Origin of the sequence: Bradyrhizobium nitroreducens (assembly GCF_002776695.1) — a bacterium.
Lineage (GTDB): Bacteria > Pseudomonadota > Alphaproteobacteria > Rhizobiales > Xanthobacteraceae > Bradyrhizobium > Bradyrhizobium nitroreducens.
In genome coordinates this window covers 2,882,755-2,901,647 of sequence record NZ_LFJC01000003.1, presented here as the reverse complement: position 1 = coordinate 2,901,647, position 18,893 = coordinate 2,882,755, and the positions used below count along the sequence as shown (strand labels likewise).

Sequence of the window (18,893 nt, the reverse complement as noted above, 5' to 3'; positions counted from 1 at the left end):
CTTAGTTCGATCGAGCGCTTCTGCGCTTACAGTTTGCCCGCCAAGGCCTAAAATGCCACGAACTTTTGGTTCAGGACACTAGGATCTATTCACCAGCCAATTTCAGCCTCGGCCCCGTCGCACCCTCGCGGGCGCGCAGCCGGGCTTCCTCGCGCGGCATGTAGTCGCGGGTGAGCGGCACCACACCCTGCCGCCGGGTCAGCTGGATCTGGAAGTTCATCATGGCCTGCTTGCGGAACGTCATCTCGCAGGCCGCCAGATAGAATTCCCACATCAGCGCGAACCGCTCGTCGTAGAGCTGCACCGCCTCCTCACGTCGCGCCATGAAGCGCTCCCGCCAGGCTTTCAGCGTTTCCGCGTAATGCAGACGCAAGATCTCGATATCGCAGACGAGGAGGCCGGCGCGCTCGATCGCCGGCAGCACCTCCGACAGAGCGGGGATGTAGCCGCCGGGAAAGATGTATTTGGCGATCCAGGGATTGGTCGAGTCCGGCCCTTGCGAACGGCCGATCGAATGCAGCAGCATGACGCCGTCCTCGCGGAGCAGCTCGGCGCAGCGTTGGAAGTAGGTGTCGTAGAATTGGGCGCCGACATGCTCGAACATGCCGACCGAAACGATGCGGTCGAACGGCCCGTCGATGTCGCGATAGTCCTGGAGCACGAATCTGGCCGAGCCGGTCAGGCCCTTGTCGGCCGCGCGCGCATTGGCGATCTGCAACTGCTCGGTCGACAGCGTCACGCCCGTCACGTCGGCGCCCGTGATCTCGGCGAGGTAAAGCCCGAGCCCGCCCCAGCCGGAGCCGATGTCGAGCACGCGCTGGCCGGGCTTGACGAGCAGCTTGGCGGCGATGTGCCGTTTCTTGGCGAGCTGCGCGTCGTCGAGCGTCGCGTCCTGCGCCTCGAAATAAGCGCAGCTGTATTGCTTGTCGGCATCCAGGAACAGCGAATAGAGCCGGGCGTCGAGATCATAGTGATGTGCGACGTTGTGGCGGGCGCGCGAGCGCGGATTGAACTGTTTCAGGTGGCGCGTCAGATAGCGCAGATGCCACCAGGGCTTTGCCCATTGCGGCAAGAGGTCGGGCTGATCGAGCAGGATCGCGAGGACGTCAGCTATGGTGCCGTGCTCGACGACGAACTCGCCATCCATATAGGCCTCGCCCAGTCCGAGCTCGGGATTGACGAGGATTTTCCGCTCCGCCTCTGCGGTCACGAAGCGCACCGCGACCGGCACGCCAGTGCCGTCGCCGACGGTGAATGTCGATCCGCTGGCGCTGGTCACCGTCAACGACCCGCGGCGGACGAATTGAGACAGAAATCGACGCAACAAACGGTCCATCGCCACCTTCCTCTCGAGCGAACCCGAAAGATGCGACACACCCGGCCTTCACATCCGACGCTCAGGTCCCGCGGTTCCTATGCGTTTGCATCCAAATCTGGGGACGGTCGCCCGGGCCCGCTATTGCGCTGTGATCAAAGGGGATATTCCAAAATCGCTTAATCACATCCTTGCGCGTGGAGGCTGCTTCCATTCGCGGCTCAATCGGTTAAAAGGTGACCCGCCGCCGCCCCGGAGGCCGGCTGCACCTCTCGGAATTCAATGGAGATGATGGGAATGTCGAGCCGAGCGCTCAGCCTCGCGACGGTATTGCTTCTGATCGGCTTCGGCGCGGCCGACACCGTTTTTGCGCAGGCGACCAACCTCGAGGCCGGCAAGACCCCGTCCCAGCTTTTCGCGCAGACCTGTAATGCGTGCCACAAGAGCCCGCGCGGACTTCTCAAGTCCGTCGCGCCGGGTTCGTTGCCGGGCTTCCTGCGCCAGCACTACACCACGAGCTCGGACATGGCGGGAATCCTCGCCTCCTATCTCGTCTCCAACGGTGCCACCGACACCCGCTACCAGGCCAAGGACGGCAAGAAGGACGGCGCCAAGGAGAAGGACGCGAGCACCAATCCCGAGCATCAGGGCCGCCGCCCGCGCACGCAGGACGCTGCCAAGCCGGACGGCGAGGCTGCTGCTCCCGCTGCGGAAGGTGGTCGCCAGAAGCGCGCTGCACGACCGGCCGAGGAGGGCGCGAAACCCGAAGGCCAGGCTGCGCCCGAAGGGCGCAAGGGCAAGCGTCGCGCCAAGCCCGGGACCGAAGAAGCCCCGAAGGTCGATGCCGCGGCTCCCGCCACTGAAGAGAAGAAAAGCGAACCGAGGACCGAGACCGCCAAGCCTGAGAGCTCAAAGCCTGAGAGCTCGAAGCCCGAGAGCGCGAAGTCTGAGAGCCCGAAGGTTGAGCCCGACGGCGGCAAGGCCTCCGAGAAGCCTGCCGACACCAAGCCGGACAGCAGCGCCAAGGTCGAGCCGCGCAGCAGCGATACACCGGCGCTGCGGCCCGATCCGGTCCCGCAGGTGACGCCGGCAGCTCCAGCCGCCGCCAAGCCCGCGGAGCCGGCAACGCCCAAGCCGGCGGAGGAGACGGCTCCCAAGCCTGCTGCCAGCTCCGAGCCGGCCCCGCAGCCGGCGCCAGCCACGTCCTCCGGGCCTCCGGCGCCGCCAATCTCGCGCTGAGCCAACCCAGATTTTTATACGAACCTGCTTGAGGCCGCTTCTATCGCGGCCTCCTTGTCGTCTTGACCGTCATTGGAGCGTTGCTCTAGAGTGGTACTCCAGGAGGCGTCGATGACGGCGAGCGTGCGAGACGATCTGCTGGCGGCTGGACTTGTCGTGTTCGACCGCGTCGGCTTCGAAGCTGCGACGGTCGCCGCGATCCGCACCCGGGCGCGCGCCTCCAACGGCAGCTTCTTTCACGCCTTCGGCTCGAAGAAGGAGCTCGCGGGCGCGCTGTTCCTGGAGGTGCTCAGGCACTACCACGCCGCGGTGCTGGCGGCGCTCGATCCTGCGCCCGGCGCCGAGCAAGGCATCGATCGGCTGATCCGGGCTCATCTCGACTGGGTTGTGACCAGCCGGCGCGAAGCGCGCTACCTCTTCGAGATCTCGCGCAGCGAGTGGGGCGAGGAGGTGCGCGACGCCCAACGGGCGCAGAATGCGCGGCTTGCCGAAGGCATCGAGCGCTGGCGCGCGCCACTGGTTGCGAGCGGCGAGCTGTTGCCGATGACGCCGGGGATGTTCGTCAGCCAGCTCATCGGGCCGGCGCAAATCTTCTGCCGCGCTTTCCTGTCGGGACGCGACCGCGCCGATCCGCGCGTCGAGGCCGACACGCTGATCGCCTGCGCCATTCGCGCGCTGAGGCCGTTAGATCGCATCAACAGGCAATAGGGAGAGACTGCATGCGAGCCGACGCAGATCCGGAATTTGCACCGATCGCCGAGCACATCCACGCCAATGTCGGCCGGCAGGGCTTCATGAACCTGGTCGGCGCCGAGCTCTCGGAATTGACGCGCGGCACCTGCACGATTGCGGTGGACCGCCGGCCGGAGCTGCTGCAGCAGCACGGCTTCTTCCACGGCGGCGTCACGGCCTTCCTGGTCGACAATGCCACGACGATCGCAGCCGCCACCTCGCGCGGCCAGCCGGCGCTGACGGCGGAATACAAGCTCAATCTGTTGTCGCCCGCGGTCGGCGAGAAGCTGATCTGCCGTGCCCGGGTGATCAAGCCTGGCCGTCAGGTGTCGGTGGTTGCGGCCGACGTGTTCTGCGTCAGCGATGGTGTCGAGAAGCACACGGCAACGGCGCTGGCCTCGATTGCGATGCTGAGCGAGGACGTCGCCGCCAAAACGAAAAGCCCGGCCGCCTGAGGCGACCGGGCTTTTGGCGCTTGTCATTGCCGGGCTTGCCGTCTTCGCAAAGCTTCGCCGGCCCGATATCGAGAGCCCGGCGAAGCCGTTTGCGGAGCCGGGACCCGGCAATCCATCATTTGGCGAGAGTTCTTTGACGATGGATGCGCGGGTCAAGCCCGCGCATGACGAGATGTACTGTAGGCTTACTTCTCTTCCGCAGCCGGGGCCGGCTCGACCTCGTCGAGCTGGGCTTCCGGATCGAAGAACTCGCCGGCGGCGGCGATCGCCTCGGCGGCCGCGTCGCGGTCCTCGTTGCGGGTGGAGATGTCCTCGCCGCGGTTGATGCGCTCGGCCTCGTCCTGGCTGCGCGCAACCGTGACGGTGATTTCGACTTCGACCTCGGGGTGGACGGCGACGGTGATGGAGCGCTTGCCGATGGTCTTGATGGGCGCGTCGAGCTGGACCTGCGGGCGAGCCAGCGAGATGCCGTCGGCTTCGAACGCGACGACGATGTCACGCACGTTGACCGAGCCGAACAGCTGGCCGGCTTCCGAGGCCTGGCGGATCACGATGATGTTCTTGCCCGCGATCTTCTCGGCGACCTTGGACGCTTCGCCCTTCGAGGCGAGGTTGCGGGCCTCGAGTTCGGCCTTCATGCCGTCGTACTTGGCACGGTTGTCGGCGGTGGCGCGCAGCGCCTTGCCGCGCTTGAGCAGGAAATTACGGGCATAGCCGTCGCGAACCTTCACGACTTCGCCCATCTGGCCGAGCTTGTTGACGCGTTCCAGCAAAATGACTTCCATATTCGTTCTCCTTTTGAAGTGCTCTGTAGGGTTTCAGTTTCGGGTTTGAACTCAAGGGGTCGGCAGCGGCGGCGGCTGCCGGCTGCGCAGGAAGCGCTCGCGGAAGCCGAACACGGCATCCGCAAGGCCGAGGATCACCATCGCGATCACGGGCCATCCCAAGACGACGACGAGAGCGTAGGTCGAGCCGAGCCAAAAGGTGCGGCTCTTCAGCGCAAGCGTGAGGGTATGCAGCACGGCGAAGCCGGTCAGCGCATAGCCCATCATCAGCGCCGCCGCGGCGATCTGCGCGGCGATCGCGAGCAGCCCCCCGGTGAAGCAGAAGGCGAGCGCGATGCAGAGGCCCACCAGCGTCATCGGCGGCAACTCCGCCGTCATCATGTCCGGCCAGGGGCGCCGTAGCCGGCCCGACGTCGCCGTGACCTTGGCGCTGAGCCAGAGATTGAGGGTCAGCGTCATCATCGCGACGACGGTGGCGCCTGCCGGTGCGATGCGCACCATCGCGTCGACGAACTGGCCGGCTTCGCCGGAGCTTTGCGGGTCGGTGGCGCGGAGGAGGCGCATCAGGCCGCGCCGCAGCGTGCCCATGATGGTCTCGGCGTCGGTCCCGAGCGTGAGCAGGGCGGCGATCGTGGTCAGCGTGGCGAAGCCGGCGAGCCACAGCAGAATGCGGCCGACCGGATACCATTCGAGCTCAGGCTCGGCGGCCGGTTCGGTGGCCGCCTCCGGCGCGGCAGGTGCCACGGGACGGCTGAGCAGGACGAGGTGCCCGAGCCACCACGCGGGCAGGGCGACGGTGACGGCGAACGCGATACAATGGGGCAGGCCAAACAGGATGCCGAGGCCGATCGCGGCAGCGATGCCGCCGAGGCTCGCGCAAAGCGGTCCCCAGCCGATCGCGGCGACCATCAGCGGGAGCGGTGCGAGATAGAACAGGACGAGCGAGATCAGCGCGCCCGAAATGATCGAGGCGAACATCAGCGCCGAGGCGGCGCCGGCGATCAGGGCTATCAGCACAAATGGCATCATCAGCTGTCCCGCTCCCTTCGAGCGGTTAGAGGCGACTTGCCCCAACCATCGGCGACCGGACGACCCGGAAGCCTTATGAAATTAAAGAGTGCAGCCGGCGGCGATGTCGCCGCCGGCTGATTTCGTCTTAGCGAATGACGTAGGGCAGCAGGCCCAGGAACCGCGCGCGCTTGATGGCGCGGGCGAGCTCACGCTGCTTCTTCGCGGACACCGCAGTGATGCGGCTCGGCACGATCTTGCCGCGCTCGGAGACGTAACGCATCAACAGCTTGGAGTCCTTGTAGTCGATCTTGGGAGCATTGGCGCCCGTGAACGGGCAGCTCTTGCGACGACGGAAAAACGGACGGCGTGCACCAGCTTCAGCCATGATTCTTACTCCGCATCCGTGGTTTCAGCTTCGTCACGCGGACGGCGCGGGCCGCGATCGCCGCGGAAACCGCCCTCGCGGTCGCCACGGAAGCCGCCTTCGCGCTCACCGCGGAAGCCGCCGCCACGATCGTCACGCTCGCGGTCGCGGTCGGCCTTGCGCATCATCGCGGACGGGCCTTCCTCGAGCTCTTCGACGCGGACGCTGAGATAGCGAATCACGTCTTCGCTGATGCGCTCCTGGCGCTCGATCTCGGCGATCGCCGCGGACGGCGCGTCGATGTTGAGCAGCACGAAGTGCGCCTTGCGGTTCTTGTTCATGCGGTAGGTGAGGGAGCGTACGCCCCAGTTCTCGGTCTTGGTGACCTTGCCGCCGAGACCTTCGACGATACCGGTCATCTGCGCAGTCAGCTCTTCGACCTGCTGCGTGCTCGCGTCCTGACGCGCGAGAAAGACATGCTCATAAAGAGCCATGGTGGTCCTTTCCTCGTGTTGGCGCATCGCCCGGCGTCAAGCCCTTAAGAGGCCTTCGGAAAGGACTCTGGGATGAAGCTCAGAAGGCGGAAACACGGGACGACGGGCCGACTGGCCCTGCCACACCAAAATCACGAATGATTTGCTGAGACCGTCCGTTCAGCTCCCGGCCGGGGTCTGCGGATGTGCGCGCTTATACGGATTTTGACCGGCTTTGCAAGGCTGGGGGCGGGGTTTTTGGTCCCGGAGGGTGCCGGTCAAGGGCGCCAGACCGTCCCCCCACACATCTCGGTTGATGTTTTTGTTTGTATAACATACAAATAAATCAACCAAGGGAAGCCCATGGCGGAGAAGTCGGTCCAGGACTCGTTTGAGGCGGCAGGCGACCCGAAGCACGCGACGCGAGCCACCCGGTCGGCCGGCCGCAAGATGCGCTCGCTGCTGCTGGATGCGGCGAGCCCGCTGTTCCGGGAGCGGGGGCTGTCGGGCACGGCGATCACCGACATCGCGGCCGCCGCGGACGCATTCCCGAGCCAGATCACCTACTATTTCCGCACCAAGGAGGCGCTGTTCGTCGAATGCGCCTGCCGCGACCTCCTGTATCTGGCGCGTGCGACTGAGCAGGCGGCGCTGAAGGCGCGCACGCCGCGGGACTACACGCACGCGCTGGCGGAGACCGTAACCGCGAGCGATTCCGTCGCCTTCTTCGCGGAAGCGCTGACATTGACCCGCCGACGCCAGGATCTTGCACCGCTCGTCGAGCGCACGATCGAGCGCCTGCACGGCGAAGGCGCGCGCGCCTATGCGAGCCAGGTGGCGCGGCACGGCTGGCGGTCGCTGCGTGCGCCCGACGAAAGCTCGCGGCGTTTCTGGGCCGTCGCCATCGGCGTCATTCTCGAAGGCTATGCGATGGGCCGCTCGCCCGAGGCGCTCTGCGCCGAGATGCTGCGCGTGCTCGGCGAGCAGGCGAAATCCAGCGGCGATGCCGCGCGTCTGCGGCTCGTCGACGACGCATCACATTCGAACGAGGAGGGCTAGGCCATGACCGCGCTTCGCATGCGGGCCCGCGATTTCCTGACCGACGACCAGCTCGCCGACGTGCGCGAGCGCGTGACGTGGAAAGGCGTCGCCCTGATCGGACACGCCTGGACGCTGATCATTGGTGCCGTTGCGCTGGTCGCGTGGTGGCCCAATCCGGTCACCTATGTTCTCGCCGTCGCCATCATCGGCTCGCGCCAGCTGGGCCTTGCGATCCTGATGCATGACGGCGCGCATGGCTGCCTGTCCGCCGACGAGAAAGCCAATCTGGCCCTGAGCCAATGGCTGTGCGCCTATCCATTGTTTGCGGAGACGCGCAGCTACCGGCGTTACCACCTGCAGCACCATGCGCGCACGCAGCAGGAGGACGATCCCGATCTCGTGCTGTCGGCGCCGTTTCCGATCACGAGGCTGAGCTACCGCCGCAAGTTCGTTCGCGACATCACCGGACAGACCGGCTACCAGCAGCGCAAGGCGCAGCTGCTCAACGCACTCGGTTCGAAGGACTGGCCGTGGCGCCAGCGCGCCGCGCATTTCTGGGGGAAGCTCGGGCCGCAATGCCTGGTCAACGCCGCGATGTTTGCGGTGTGTGTGGCCGCCGGCGTGTGGTGGGCCTATCCGCTGCTATGGCTGGTGCCGCTGCTGACCTGGATGATGGTTATCACCCGCATCCGCAATATCGCAGAGCACGCCGTCGTCCCCGACAGCAGCGATCCCTTGCGCAACACCCGCACCACGCATGCCAACTTTCTCGAGCGCCTGTTCATCGCGCCGTACTACGTGAACTACCACCTCGAGCATCATCTGCTGTTCTATGTGCCCTGCTACAATCTGCCGAAGGTCCATCGGCTGCTGAGCGTGAGCCGCCATGCCGGCCGCATGGAGGTGCAGCCGGGCTATGCGGCGGTGCTGCGCCTGGCGACGGCAAAGCCCGACCGGGATGACCGGCCAGGCCAGTTGGTGAACAGCGCGCGTCGCGCGCAGGCCGGCGTGAAGATCGACGCCAACCAGACCGCCGGTGGGTTTTGAGCCTCTCGTATCCCCAGTTGAATGCCGGCCGGGGTTCCCATCGCGGCTTGACAGTCCGGCCCCGGACAGTGTCTACGGCCCCCTTTGGAGCATGATCCGGAGCCATGGCCCAAGGAACCGGGCCCCAAGGCCGCGCGTAATCGGCTGCCGGTTCTCAGGAGGGATCGTGCCCGACAAGCAGGGAGCGCCGATGACGGCAGCATTCACATTTCCGGGGCAGGGGTCCCAGGCAGTTGGCATGGGCAAGGCCCTGGCCGACGCCTTTCCGGTGGCGCGCGCCGTGTTCGACGAGGTCGATGCCGCGCTTTCCGAGAAGCTGACGGCCATCATCTGGGATGGTCCGGCCGAAACCCTCCAGCTCACAGAGAACGCCCAGCCGGCGCTGATGGCGGTGTCCGTCGCCACCCTGCGCGTGCTGGAGGCTGAGGCTGGTTTTTCCGTGGGGCGGGACGCGGCCTTCGTCGCCGGCCACTCGCTCGGAGAATATTCGGCGCTGGCCGCGGCCGGCAGCTTGACGGTCTCGGATACCGCCCGTCTGCTTCGCACCCGCGGTCTCGCAATGCAAAAGGCCGTTCCGGTCGGTGCCGGCGCGATGGCGGCGCTGCTCGGCCTCGATTACGAGGCGGCCATGGAAGTGGCCAATGAGGCGGCGCAGGGCCAGGTCTGCCAGGCCGCCAACGACAATGGCGGCGGGCAGGTGGTCGTCTCCGGCGACAAGGCCGCGGTCGACCGCGCCGTCGAGATCGCCAAGACCAAGGGCGCCAAGCGCGCGATGCTGCTGCCGGTGTCCGCCCCGTTCCATTGCAAGCTGATGCAGCCGGCCGCCGACGCCATGGCGGAGGCGCTGTCGAAGGTCACGATCAAGGCGCCCGCCGCGCCGCTGGTGTCGAACGTGCTGGCGAGCGCCATCACCGATCCCGACGAGATCCGCCGCCGGCTGGTCGAGCAGGTCACGGGCACGGTGCGCTGGCGCGAGTCGGTTGCCTATATGGCAGGGCAGGGCGTCACTCGTTTCTTCGAGATCGGCGCGGGCAAGGTGCTGACCGGTCTCGTCAAGCGCATCGCTGACGGCGCCGTCGGCGTTGCGGTCGGCGGTCCGAACGATATTGCCGCCGCCAAGGACGCACTGGCCGCTGCGAAGCAGGCCTAGGTTTACGCACGATCTTTCCGGAAAAACCGCTACGCACTTTTCCGGATCGTGCTTTGGAGGAGTTTTCGATGTTCGATCTGACTGGCAAAAAGGCGCTCGTCACCGGCGCGACCGGCGGCATCGGTGGTGCGATCGCGCAGGCGCTGCATGCGCAGGGCGCGACCGTCGCGATATCAGGAACACGCAAGGAAGTGCTGGAGGAGCTGGCCGGCAAGCTCGGCGAGCGCGTTCATGTGCTGCCCTGCAATCTCTCCAAGGCCGATGAGGTCGAGGCGCTGGTGCCCGCCGCGGAAGCCGCGATGGGCCAGGTCGACATCCTCGTCGCCAATGCCGGCATCACCCGCGACAATCTCTTCGTGCAGCTCCGTGACGAGGATTGGGAGGAGGTCATCAACGTCAATCTGACCGCGACCTTCCGCCTGGCACGCGCTGCGACCAAGCTGATGATGCGCAAGCGCTTCGGCCGCATCATCGCCATCACCTCGGTGGTCGGCGTCACCGGCAATCCCGGGCAGGGCAATTACACCGCGTCGAAAGCGGGCCTGATCGGCATGATCAAGACGCTGGGCGCCGAATACGCCAAGCGCGGCGTGACCGCGAACTGCATCGCGCCGGGCTTCATCAAGACGCCGATGACCGACGCGCTCAACGACAAGCAGCGCGAAATGATTCTGACCAAGGTTCCGGCCGCCCGCCTGGGAACGCCCGAGGACATCGCGGCCGCCGCGGTCTATCTGAGCTCGAACGAAGCAGCCTACGTCACCGGCCAGACCATCCATGTCAACGGCGGCATGGCCATGATCTGAAGCCCTCGTTCCGCACTGCCCGCATGGGGCCGTGCCGGATGCGGCAAACGGCCGTTTCCGGAGGGAAATGAGGCTTGTGGTCAAGGCAATTGAAGTATGATAACCGGACCTTCAACGGATGGGCAAAGAACGCCATTGCAGGTTTTTGAAACCCTGTATATTGGCGATGCGGAGCCTTGGCCGTCGTTCGCCGGGCCCTGTATCGGTTAGGATGGGGCCAAATCAAAGTTCGTAAGCGAAGGCAAGTAACACGACCACGACGGCTCGTATCGTCCCGGGGGGTCGGGTCTACAGGGAACAACACGAGGTTAAGCAATGAGTGACATTGGCGAGCGGGTTAAGAAGATCGTGGTCGAACACCTTGGTGTTGAACCCGAGAAGGTTGTCGACGCTGCGAGCTTCATCGACGACCTCGGCGCCGACAGTCTGGACACCGTCGAGCTGGTGATGGCGTTCGAAGAGGAATTCGGTTGCGAGATTCCGGACGACGCTGCGGAGACGATTCTCACCGTCGGCGACGCCACGAAGTTTCTCGAGAAGAACGCGAAGAGCTAAGGCTCTTCATTTTCGCGGGGACAACATTGAAACCGGACGGGCCGCTTCGCAGCGGTCAGCCGGTTTCTTGTTATTGGCCGTGAATCTTTCGATGCGGAGTTTTCGGATATGAGGCGGGTTGTCGTCACGGGTCTCGGCATGGTCTCGCCACTCGGCTGCGGCGTCGAGCCGACCTGGAAGCGCATTCTCAACGGCGAAAGCGGTGCGCGCAGGATCGAGAGCTTCGACGTCTCCGATCTCCAGACCAAGATCGCCTGCACGGTGGTGCGCGGTGACGGGTCGAACGACAGCTTCAATCCCGACAAGTGGATGGAGCCGAAGGACCAGCGCAAGGTCGACGACTTCATCATCTTCGGCATGGCCGCAGCCGGCCAGGCGCTCGACGACGCCAACTGGCACCCCGAAACCGAAGAGGACAAGTGCGCCACCGGCACCATGATCGGCTCCGGCATCGGCGGCCTCAGCGGCATTGCCGACACCGCGATCCTCCTGAAGGAGCGCGGACCCCGTAAGGTCTCGCCGTTCTTCATTCCGGGCCGTCTGATCAATCTCGCCTCCGGATATGTGTCGATCAAGCACGGGCTGAAGGGACCGAACCATTCCGTGGTCACGGCCTGCTCGACCGGCGCGCACGCGGTCGGCGATGCCGCCCGGCTGATCGCGCTGGGCGATGCCGACGTGATGGTCGCGGGCGGCGCCGAGTCGCCGATCAGCCGCATCGGTATCGCTGGCTTCAACGCCGCGCGCGCGCTGTCGACCGGCTTCAACGAGACGCCCGAGAAGGCCTCGCGCCCCTATGACAAGGACCGCGACGGCTTCGTGATGGGCGAGGGCGCCGGCGTCCTGGTGCTGGAGGAGCTCGAGCACGCCAGGCGCCGTGGCGCGAAGATCTATGCCGAGGTGATCGGCTACGGTCTGTCGGGTGATGCCTATCACATTACGTCGCCGTCGCCCGATGGCGATGGCGGTTTCCGCAGCATGTCGGCCGCGCTCAAGCGCGCCGGCCTGACCGCATCCGATCTCGACTACATCAACGCGCACGGCACCTCGACACCGCTCGGTGACGAGATCGAGCTCGGTGCGGTCGAGCGTCTGCTCGGCAATGCCGCCTCCAAGGTCGCGATGTCCTCGACCAAATCGTCGACGGGGCATCTGCTCGGCGCGGCCGGCGCGATCGAAGCGATCTTCGCCATTCTCGCGATTCGCGATAATGTCGTGCCGCCGACGATCAACCTCGACAACCCGTCGGTCGGGACTGCGATCGACCTCGTGCCGCATACGGCGAAGAAGCGTGAGGTGAATGTCGCCTTGTCGAACTCTTTTGGTTTTGGCGGTACCAACGCGTCGGTGATCGTCCGACGTCTGGTCAATTAGTTTGGGTTTGAGACGAATCCACCGTTTTGCCGTATTCGGCGATAGTCATGGAAGTGGGCGCGTGCATTTGGCTCGGCAAGCGATTGCCGGGCCGCTATTGAACCGGCAGGATTCAGGTTGCTTCGATGAGTGAAAGGCCGCCCATTTCGCCCCGGAGCCCGCGGGCAGCGCTGGAGCCCGAGCAGCTTCCGCCGCCGCCGAAGCGATCGGACCGTGCCCGCAATCCCTTCGTGGTCGTCGGCAACGCCATCATCACCCTTCTGCTGATCGCCATGCTCGGCGCCGGCGGCGTCTATTATTACGGCCGGCAGGTGTTGGAAGCACCCGGCCCGCTGAGGGAAGACAAGATCGTCAACATCCCGCAGCGCGCGGGCAAGCGCGACATCGCCGAGACGCTGAACCGGGAAGGCGTGACCGACGTCAACCCGTGGGTGTTCATCGCCAGCGTCGCCGCGCTGAAGGCGAGCTCGGACCTCAAGCCGGGTGAATATGCGTTCCAGAAGAACGCCTCGCTCCGCGACGTCATCGCCACCATCGTCGAGGGCAAGGTGGTGCAGCATGCCGTCACAATTCCGGAAGGCCTGACCTCGGAGCAGATCGTGGCGCGTCTGTCCGACAACGACATCTTCACCGGCAGCGTGCGCGAGTTGCCGCGCGAGGGCACGCTGTTGCCCGAGACCTACAAGTTCCCGCGCGGCACGCCGCGCGATCAGGTGATCCAGCGCATGCAGCAGGCGCACAAACGTGTGCTCGCCGAGATCTGGGAACGCCGCAACCAGGACATTCCGGTCAAATCGCCGGAGCAACTGGTGACGCTGGCCTCGATCGTCGAGAAGGAGACCGGCAAGCCCGACGAGCGCAGCCGCGTCGCCGCGGTCTTCGTCAATCGCCTGAAGCAGCGCATCAAGCTGCAGTCCGATCCGACCATCATCTACGGCCTCGTCGGCGGCAAGGGTACGCTGGGACGTCCGATCAAGCGCAGCGAGATCACGCAGCCCTCGCCCTACAACACCTATGTCATCGAAGGCCTGCCGCCGGGCCCGATCTCCAATCCCGGCCGCGCCTCGCTGGAGGCGGCCGCCAATCCGGCCCGCACCCGCGACCTCTATTTCGTCGCCGACGGCACCGGCGGGCATGCCTTCACCGAGACCTACGACGCGCATCAGAAGAACGTCGCCAAGCTCCGCGCGATGGAGAAGCAGATCCAGAACGACACGGTCGAGCCGGCCGAGGATGCGCCGCCGCCCGCCGCCGCCGCGCCCGGGGCGACCGATACGCCGACGGCGGCCACGCCGGCCCGGCCCAATCAGCAGAAGAAGCCGCCGGCGGCACGCCCGGCCAATCCCGCACCGGCCCGGCAGGGCGCGGTGCAACCCTCGCCGCCGGTGGTCCAGCGCTAGGCGCGCTGCAGACCTGCCTGCGGACTTTGCGGATTCCACTTTCCTGCAAAATAGTCTTAAGTTTCGCGTGGCTTGATGCCTCGCGAATCCCGCGTTTTTTGGAGAACCTGACCTGATGGCGCTGTCGTCCATGACCGGCTTTGCGAGATGCCACGGCGCGAGCGGGCCGTACACGTTCGAATGGGAATTGAAGTCGGTCAACGCCAAGGGCTTTGACCTCAGGGTCCGGTTGCCGCAGGGGTTCGACGAGCTCGAGGCCCATGCCAAGAAGCGCGCCGGCGAGCTTTTGTCGCGCGGCACGGTCTACGCCAATCTCACCGTCAAGCGCACCAATGCCGCCGCCTCGGTCCGGGTCAACGAGGACGTGCTGAACGCCGTCCTGAAGGCCGCCGCAATGATCGGCGGCAAGATTGACGCGGTGGCCCCGAGCATCGACGGCCTGCTCGCGATCAAGGGCGTCGTCGAGGTCGCCGAGCCCGAGGGGGACGAGGAGGAGGACAAGGCCGCGCGCGCGGCTGCCGCCGCGGCCTTCGACAAGGCTCTCGACGAACTCGTCGCGATGCGCAAGCGCGAGGGCACCTCGCTCGGGCAGATCCTGACGCAGCGCGTCGACGAGATCGAGCAACTGGCGAAGAAGGCGGAAGCCGCGCCGGGCCGCAAGCCGGAGGCGATCAAGGCCAGGCTCGCGGAGCAGATCGCGGCGCTGCTGGACACCTCCGACCGCTTCGATTCCGACCGCCTGATGCAGGAGGCGATCCTGATTGCGACCAAGGCCGACATCCGCGAGGAGCTCGACCGCATCGCCTCGCACGTTGCGCAGGCGCGCGAGTTGATCGGCAAGGGCGGCCCGATCGGCCGCAAGCTCGACTTCCTGGCGCAGGAGTTTCACCGCGAGGTCAACACCTGCTGCTCGAAGTCGAACGATATCGAGCTGACCAACACGGGCCTCGCCATGAAGAACGTGGTCGAGCAGTTCCGCGAGCAGGTCCAGAATCTGGAGTGATCGATGACGACGGGCGGTCACGGAACTGACGGTGTCGAGCGGCGCGGCTTGATGTTCGTGCTGTCCTCGCCCTCGGGCGCGGGCAAGACGACGCTGTCGCGTCTTTTGATGGATCGCATGACCGGCCTGAAGATGTCGGTCTCGGCGACCACGCGCCCGAAGCGGCCGGGTGAGGTCGACGGCAAGGATTATCTGTTCGTCGACAAGCCCCGCTTCGACGCGATGGTGGAGGGCGACGAGCTCTTGGAATGGGCCACCGTGTTCGACAACAGCTACGGCACGCCGCGTGCGCCGGTCGAGGCTGCGCTGTCTTCCGGGCAGGACGTGCTGTTCGACATCGACTGGCAGGGCACGCAGCAATTGCGCGAGAAGGCGCGCGCCGACGTCGTCAGTGTCTTCATCCTGCCGCCTTCGGCCGCCGATCTCGAGAAGCGCCTGCACTCACGTGCGCAGGATTCCGACGAGGTGATCCGCAAGCGCATGAGCCGCGCCAGCCACGAGATGAGCCATTGGGCCGAGTACGACTACATCGTGATCAACCACGACGTCGACGAGGCCTTTGCCGAGGTGCAGTCGATCCTGAAGGCCGAGCGCCTCAAGCGCGAGCGGCGGATTGGCCTCGTTGGCTTCGTGCGAAGTTTGCAAGGGCAGCTTCAGGCCTAGGCTGCGGCAATTGCGGCCCTTGCTGCGCCAGCCGTTCCAGCATCGCGGTGATCACGTCGACGTCGACGTTGTCCTCGAACTGCATATCCTGGTCGCCATGGTCGTCCTTGCGGGCGACGGGCTTGTCGGCATCGGTCTCCCTCGCCGCGAGGCGGGGCGGCGCGGCCTCGATCTCGAATTCTCCATTGAAGATGTCGGCCTCGTCGAGCTCGTTGGCCTCGAGCGCAGTGGTCTCGCTGCGAACGGAGGCGGATTGAGCCGCGAGCCTGCTGATCTCCCGGGTGAACGCTGCGAGCTGCGCGGTCTGCGGCGGCCGGACCTCATCGAAGTCGACCGGGCCGACCTGCGCGTGCGGTACGAGCGCCGGCTCGTGCCAGGGGGCGCGGCTGCCCTCATGGTCCTGCGGGGTCCAATCGTTCCAATGCCCGCGCCGGTCGGTGGCCTGGATGCGGACGCGTCCGCCGGCGAAGCGATAGACGACGCTGGCGAGGATGCCTGCGAGCGCCAGCGCGCCGCCGATCACGAGCAGCAGTAGCTGCACCCCTGGCTTGTCGGTCGCGCCGTCCGTTGCGGCGGGCGGGAGCGGGGCGGGGGATTTTGACGGCTTTGCGTTCGGCTGCGCCGCTGCCACGGCGATGGCCGGCGCGGGCTGCGGTGCTGGTGACGCCGCGGACACATCGGGCCAGGCCGGTGTGGCGGGAGCTTGCGGCGCGTTGTTATCGGCCTGGCTGGCAGGTTGTTGTGGCGGCGTCGGGTTTGCCGGTGCGGCCGACGTGATCGCGTTCGGCGCCCTGGGAGCTGCAGTGCTGCGCGGTCCCACATATTCGGCGCGCGCGTCCTGCACGGTCTGCTGCGGCGGCTGCGCTGGTGAATCCGATGACGCGTCGACCGTGGCCTGCGCAGTCTGCGTGGCTTTCGCGCCGTCCTTGTCGCTGGCGGCGCGCAGGTACCAGCATTGGCGCTTGGTTGTGCGGTCGAGGCGATAGTACCAGTGCTGTCCCTGCGGCGCGGTGCCTTTCGGCGAGGCGAGGCAGTCGGCGGCCTGGCTGGCTGCGCTTGTTCCCGCCGGCGCGTTCTGCGACACGGCCGCCAGTGGCGCGCCGGCAATGAGACTGCCGACGAGGGCAGAGACGAATTTCGCGGTTCGGTTGCCCATCCTGGTCTCCCGGTTACGCATGCAACTGTACTGCCCCTTTGTCATCAAAGACTTGGGTGGCAATGAGCCGCAAATCCGGAGAGGATGTGGCTTGAATTGGGCCTGCGGGATGTTTGTTCCGCAGCGAAATGGGCCCTTTCGTCGTTACTGTTTCGCCGAAGTCCAGGTTCCACCGCAGCCGTCGGAACGGCGCCAGGTGCCGGAACCGCTGCGCGCACCGAGCCGTCCGGAGCCGGTGAAGGTCACGCCGCCGTCGCCATGACCGAACGTGCTGACGGCGCCGCTCGCGCTGACCGTGCCGCTGACGCCCTGGCCGATGACCTTGCCGGAGGAGACCACGACCGCGCCGGATGTGGAGCCGCCGCAGCCGACGCTGGTGACCATCCAGGCGCCGTCAAAGCTGCCACCTCCGCCACCGCCGCTTCGCCGCGACGAGCGCGGCTCCTCGGCAGCGGGCTTGCTCCGGCGCGCCGAGGGGGCAGGCTCGGCCGAGCGGTCCGATCGCGAGCCCGACAGCGATTTCTCGTCATTGCCAATCGAGCCGCCGGCACTGCCGGATTGCGCCAACAGAGGCGATATGGCGGACGATGAAGCGAGGATGGCGGTGAGGAGGACGGCGAGGGCAGTCGGACGGGTGACGGCATTGAGCATGAGCAAAATCCAAATTGAAAAAGGATCAGCGGCCGGAGCCGTCGGCGCAGACGGCTCCAATAATGCGGCAAGCTTTGCCAGCCTTGCCGCATTCGTCAAGCGCGGCGTCCCGGGCGCGCTGCACGCCCTCGCGCTGGACCAGCGACCAGGATTTGTCGGAGATCGCAAACGCGCCGCAGCTCTTGCCGTAGAAGGAGAGCTCGATCGGGCATTTGGCGCCGGCGCAATTGCCGCGCGCATCAGCCACCGCCGCGCGGCGCGAGGCGTGGTTCCAGGAGATGCCCCATTTGCTGCCGTCGGGACCGTAGACGATCGAGCCCCACGGCTTGAGATCCTCCATCTTGCGCATGCGCAGCAACAGGCCTTCGGTGGCTTCGCCGGTCGGCGCCATCGAGATCCGTTGCTGCAGCTTGGTGATGGCGCGCGTCAGGCCGTCGGGCGTATCAGGATCGAAATTGAGCTCGTAGAGCCGCTCGCTGAGCTCGCTGAGCAGCGCGGCATCGCGCAAGGGGACGCGGTCGGGATCGGCGCGCAGACGCTCCGCCGGCAGGGGATCGGGCTGCATCGCCGCGACCTGCGGCGGCGCAGCTTGCGCCGGCGGGACGAAGAAGAACGTGCCGTCGATTGGCGAGGACGACACCCAGGGCTGCTGCGCGCCCGCGGTGGCGCGCTTCACGGCGAGGCCGACCTGGTTGAAGGTCTGGAACACATCGAGACCCGCGACCCGGATCGTGCTGGCAAGCGCCTTGGTATAGGGGCTGTGGCCGTCGGCGCCGTCCTGGGCGACGTTGCCGGGCTGCGTCGCGTAGGAAATCAGCGTGCCCTCGGGCGCGCGCATCTGCGCAAGTCCGCCGTCCGAGGCACGCAACCCGCGCGAGCCAAACGGGTTGTTGCGGCAGGCGTCGAGGATGACCAGGTTGAGGCGCGTGCCGGAGCCCTGCATCTGGCGCAGCACGAGGTTGACGTCGGTCATCTGGAAGTCGACATCGGCCTCCCGCGTCGGATTGGCGCCGACCGGCACGAGATAGTTGGAGCCCGCGACCTGCACGCCGTGGCCGGCATAATAGAACAGCGCGACGTCGGCGCCCTGGACCTGCCGCCCAAAACTCTGCACCGCGATGTCCATCGCGCCCTTGTCGAGATCGAGCTGGGCCCTGCCGCCGACCAGCGTGAAGCCGAGCGCTCCGAGCGTCTCCGCCATCAGGCCCGCGTCCTTCGAGGGATTGTCGAGCGGCGTGATGTTCTTGTAGGCGGAATTGCCGACCACGAGCGCGACGCGCTTCTCGGCCATTGCCGGCTGCGTGGCGGCGACAAGCAAGGCCAGCGCCGCCAGCCCCAGGACGCGATTGAAAATCCTCGCGCGCATCGAAATTCCTCAAAATAATGCCGTCAGTGTATCAGGCCGGCGTGCCGCCGAAAAGCGATCCGGTGAGGCGGGGCAGACGGCGAGAGCGCCGACGGCGCATTCCGTCATCCTGAGGTGCGAGCGGCGCGATGCAACAGCATCGAGCCGGGAGCCTCGAAGGATGCACGGCCAAGCTGGCAGCCGGGCCGTCGCCCTTCGAGGCCTCCGCTACGCTCCGGCACCTCAGGGTGACGGGACGATCGCTTCAGCTTGCAGACGCGCGCCCGCAATCTCGCGGCGCGTTTCGCCCGAGCTTTGCAGGTCGTTT

The 18,893-nt window shown here is 66.3% G+C and carries 20 protein-coding genes; 12 read left to right on the top strand and 8 right to left on the bottom strand.

The features are described 5' to 3' along the window. Positions 1–85: 85 nt before the first annotated feature. Positions 86–1,336: a cyclopropane fatty acid synthase gene (locus tag TSA1_RS14245; RefSeq protein WP_174718901.1), complete on the bottom strand. Its 1,251-nt coding sequence runs from the start codon at positions 1,334–1,336 to the stop codon at positions 86–88. Positions 1,337–1,612: 276 nt separating this feature from the next. Between TSA1_RS14245 and TSA1_RS14240 the strand changes: the two genes are divergently transcribed. From TSA1_RS14240 to TSA1_RS14230, 3 genes are all read left to right on the top strand, one after another. Next, complete coding sequence (locus tag TSA1_RS14240) at positions 1,613–2,554, top strand: hypothetical protein (RefSeq protein WP_174718900.1); 942 nt, start codon at positions 1,613–1,615, stop codon at positions 2,552–2,554. A 111-nt stretch (positions 2,555–2,665) separates the two neighbouring features. Beyond that, entirely contained in the window at positions 2,666–3,262 is a 597-nt protein-coding gene (locus TSA1_RS14235) for a TetR/AcrR family transcriptional regulator (RefSeq protein ID WP_100176929.1), read from the top strand. A gap of 11 nt (positions 3,263–3,273) precedes the next feature. Further along, positions 3,274–3,741: a PaaI family thioesterase gene (locus TSA1_RS14230; RefSeq protein ID WP_100176928.1), complete on the top strand. Its 468-nt coding sequence runs from the start codon at positions 3,274–3,276 to the stop codon at positions 3,739–3,741. Positions 3,742–3,926: 185 nt separating this feature from the next. On the opposite strand, the gene rplI is transcribed toward TSA1_RS14230, so the two are convergent. The 4 genes from rplI to rpsF form a co-directional block, all read right to left on the bottom strand. Next, positions 3,927–4,526: a 50S ribosomal protein L9 gene (gene rplI / locus TSA1_RS14225; protein WP_100176927.1), complete on the bottom strand. Its 600-nt coding sequence runs from the start codon at positions 4,524–4,526 to the stop codon at positions 3,927–3,929. Between the two features lie 51 nt (positions 4,527–4,577). Beyond that, on the bottom strand, positions 4,578–5,555 hold the full coding sequence (locus TSA1_RS14220) for a YybS family protein (RefSeq protein WP_100176926.1): 978 nt from the start codon (positions 5,553–5,555) through the stop codon (positions 4,578–4,580). 127 nt (positions 5,556–5,682) lie between these two features. Continuing rightward, positions 5,683–5,922, bottom strand: a complete 240-nt coding sequence (gene rpsR, locus TSA1_RS14215; protein WP_007592020.1) for a 30S ribosomal protein S18 — start codon at positions 5,920–5,922, stop codon at positions 5,683–5,685. A 5-nt stretch (positions 5,923–5,927) separates the two neighbouring features. Then, entirely contained in the window at positions 5,928–6,395 is a 468-nt protein-coding gene (gene rpsF / locus TSA1_RS14210) for a 30S ribosomal protein S6 (RefSeq protein WP_097665907.1), read from the bottom strand. Positions 6,396–6,737: 342 nt separating this feature from the next. On the opposite strand from rpsF, the gene TSA1_RS14205 reads away from it, so the two are divergent. The 9 genes from TSA1_RS14205 (at position 6,738) to gmk (ending at position 15,413) form a co-directional block, all read left to right on the top strand. Continuing rightward, a complete protein-coding gene (locus TSA1_RS14205) occupies positions 6,738–7,433 on the top strand; it encodes a TetR/AcrR family transcriptional regulator C-terminal domain-containing protein (RefSeq protein ID WP_100176925.1) in 696 nt (231 codons plus the stop codon). A 3-nt stretch (positions 7,434–7,436) separates the two neighbouring features. Beyond that, positions 7,437–8,462 carry a fatty acid desaturase family protein gene (locus tag TSA1_RS14200; protein ID WP_100176924.1) on the top strand — a complete coding sequence of 342 codons (1,026 nt, stop codon included), beginning with the start codon at positions 7,437–7,439 and terminating at the stop codon, positions 8,460–8,462. Positions 8,463–8,652: 190 nt separating this feature from the next. Beyond that, on the top strand, positions 8,653–9,612 hold the full coding sequence (gene fabD, locus TSA1_RS14195; protein WP_100176923.1) for an ACP S-malonyltransferase: 960 nt from the start codon (positions 8,653–8,655) through the stop codon (positions 9,610–9,612). A gap of 68 nt (positions 9,613–9,680) precedes the next feature. Then, positions 9,681–10,418, top strand: coding sequence for a 3-oxoacyl-[acyl-carrier-protein] reductase (fabG, locus tag TSA1_RS14190; protein ID WP_100176922.1), 738 nt, complete (start codon positions 9,681–9,683; stop codon positions 10,416–10,418). 315 nt (positions 10,419–10,733) lie between these two features. Beyond that, positions 10,734–10,973 (top strand): acyl carrier protein, encoded by a 240-nt coding sequence (locus TSA1_RS14185; RefSeq protein ID WP_008130699.1) that lies wholly within the window; start codon positions 10,734–10,736, stop codon positions 10,971–10,973. A 108-nt stretch (positions 10,974–11,081) separates the two neighbouring features. After that, positions 11,082–12,347 carry a beta-ketoacyl-ACP synthase II gene (fabF, locus tag TSA1_RS14180; protein ID WP_100176921.1) on the top strand — a complete coding sequence of 422 codons (1,266 nt, stop codon included), beginning with the start codon at positions 11,082–11,084 and terminating at the stop codon, positions 12,345–12,347. A gap of 125 nt (positions 12,348–12,472) precedes the next feature. After that, positions 12,473–13,747: an endolytic transglycosylase MltG gene (gene mltG, locus TSA1_RS14175; protein WP_100176920.1), complete on the top strand. Its 1,275-nt coding sequence runs from the start codon at positions 12,473–12,475 to the stop codon at positions 13,745–13,747. Between the two features lie 115 nt (positions 13,748–13,862). After that, positions 13,863–14,750, top strand: coding sequence for a YicC/YloC family endoribonuclease (locus TSA1_RS14170; RefSeq protein WP_100176919.1), 888 nt, complete (start codon positions 13,863–13,865; stop codon positions 14,748–14,750). A gap of 3 nt (positions 14,751–14,753) precedes the next feature. After that, a complete protein-coding gene (gmk, locus tag TSA1_RS14165; protein ID WP_100176918.1) occupies positions 14,754–15,413 on the top strand; it encodes a guanylate kinase in 660 nt (219 codons plus the stop codon). Here the strand turns inward: gmk and TSA1_RS14160 are convergent. From TSA1_RS14160 to TSA1_RS14150, 3 genes are all read right to left on the bottom strand, one after another. Continuing rightward, positions 15,346–16,569, bottom strand: a complete 1,224-nt coding sequence (locus tag TSA1_RS14160; protein ID WP_174718899.1) for a hypothetical protein — start codon at positions 16,567–16,569, stop codon at positions 15,346–15,348. The genes gmk and TSA1_RS14160 overlap by 68 nt on opposite strands. Positions 16,570–16,713: 144 nt before the next feature. After that, entirely contained in the window at positions 16,714–17,220 is a 507-nt protein-coding gene (locus TSA1_RS14155) for a hypothetical protein (protein ID WP_100176916.1), read from the bottom strand. 25 nt (positions 17,221–17,245) lie between these two features. After that, positions 17,246–18,586: a caspase family protein gene (locus tag TSA1_RS14150; RefSeq protein WP_100176915.1), complete on the bottom strand. Its 1,341-nt coding sequence runs from the start codon at positions 18,584–18,586 to the stop codon at positions 17,246–17,248. Positions 18,587–18,893 lie beyond the last annotated feature (307 nt).

Excerpts from the sequence above, each read along its gene's own strand:
- TSA1_RS14245 (WP_174718901.1), bottom strand. The coding sequence starts at position 1,336 with ATGGACCGTTTGTTGCGTCGATTTCTGTCTCAATTCGTCCGCCGCGGG.
- TSA1_RS14240 (WP_174718900.1), top strand. The coding sequence starts at position 1,613 with ATGTCGAGCCGAGCGCTCAGCCTCGCGACGGTATTGCTTCTGATCGGC.
- TSA1_RS14235 (WP_100176929.1), top strand. The coding sequence starts at position 2,666 with ATGACGGCGAGCGTGCGAGACGATCTGCTGGCGGCTGGACTTGTCGTG.
- TSA1_RS14230 (WP_100176928.1), top strand. The coding sequence starts at position 3,274 with ATGCGAGCCGACGCAGATCCGGAATTTGCACCGATCGCCGAGCACATC.
- rplI (WP_100176927.1), bottom strand. The coding sequence starts at position 4,526 with ATGGAAGTCATTTTGCTGGAACGCGTCAACAAGCTCGGCCAGATGGGC.
- TSA1_RS14220 (WP_100176926.1), bottom strand. The coding sequence starts at position 5,555 with ATGATGCCATTTGTGCTGATAGCCCTGATCGCCGGCGCCGCCTCGGCG.
- rpsR (WP_007592020.1), bottom strand. The coding sequence starts at position 5,922 with ATGGCTGAAGCTGGTGCACGCCGTCCGTTTTTCCGTCGTCGCAAGAGC.
- rpsF (WP_097665907.1), bottom strand. The coding sequence starts at position 6,395 with ATGGCTCTTTATGAGCATGTCTTTCTCGCGCGTCAGGACGCGAGCACG.
- TSA1_RS14205 (WP_100176925.1), top strand. The coding sequence starts at position 6,738 with ATGGCGGAGAAGTCGGTCCAGGACTCGTTTGAGGCGGCAGGCGACCCG.
- TSA1_RS14200 (WP_100176924.1), top strand. The coding sequence starts at position 7,437 with ATGACCGCGCTTCGCATGCGGGCCCGCGATTTCCTGACCGACGACCAG.
- fabD (WP_100176923.1), top strand. The coding sequence starts at position 8,653 with ATGACGGCAGCATTCACATTTCCGGGGCAGGGGTCCCAGGCAGTTGGC.
- fabG (WP_100176922.1), top strand. The coding sequence starts at position 9,681 with ATGTTCGATCTGACTGGCAAAAAGGCGCTCGTCACCGGCGCGACCGGC.
- TSA1_RS14185 (WP_008130699.1), top strand. The coding sequence starts at position 10,734 with ATGAGTGACATTGGCGAGCGGGTTAAGAAGATCGTGGTCGAACACCTT.
- fabF (WP_100176921.1), top strand. The coding sequence starts at position 11,082 with ATGAGGCGGGTTGTCGTCACGGGTCTCGGCATGGTCTCGCCACTCGGC.
- mltG (WP_100176920.1), top strand. The coding sequence starts at position 12,473 with ATGAGTGAAAGGCCGCCCATTTCGCCCCGGAGCCCGCGGGCAGCGCTG.
- TSA1_RS14170 (WP_100176919.1), top strand. The coding sequence starts at position 13,863 with ATGGCGCTGTCGTCCATGACCGGCTTTGCGAGATGCCACGGCGCGAGC.
- gmk (WP_100176918.1), top strand. The coding sequence starts at position 14,754 with ATGACGACGGGCGGTCACGGAACTGACGGTGTCGAGCGGCGCGGCTTG.
- TSA1_RS14160 (WP_174718899.1), bottom strand. The coding sequence starts at position 16,569 with ATGGGCAACCGAACCGCGAAATTCGTCTCTGCCCTCGTCGGCAGTCTC.
- TSA1_RS14155 (WP_100176916.1), bottom strand. The coding sequence starts at position 17,220 with ATGCTCAATGCCGTCACCCGTCCGACTGCCCTCGCCGTCCTCCTCACC.
- TSA1_RS14150 (WP_100176915.1), bottom strand. The coding sequence starts at position 18,586 with ATGCGCGCGAGGATTTTCAATCGCGTCCTGGGGCTGGCGGCGCTGGCC.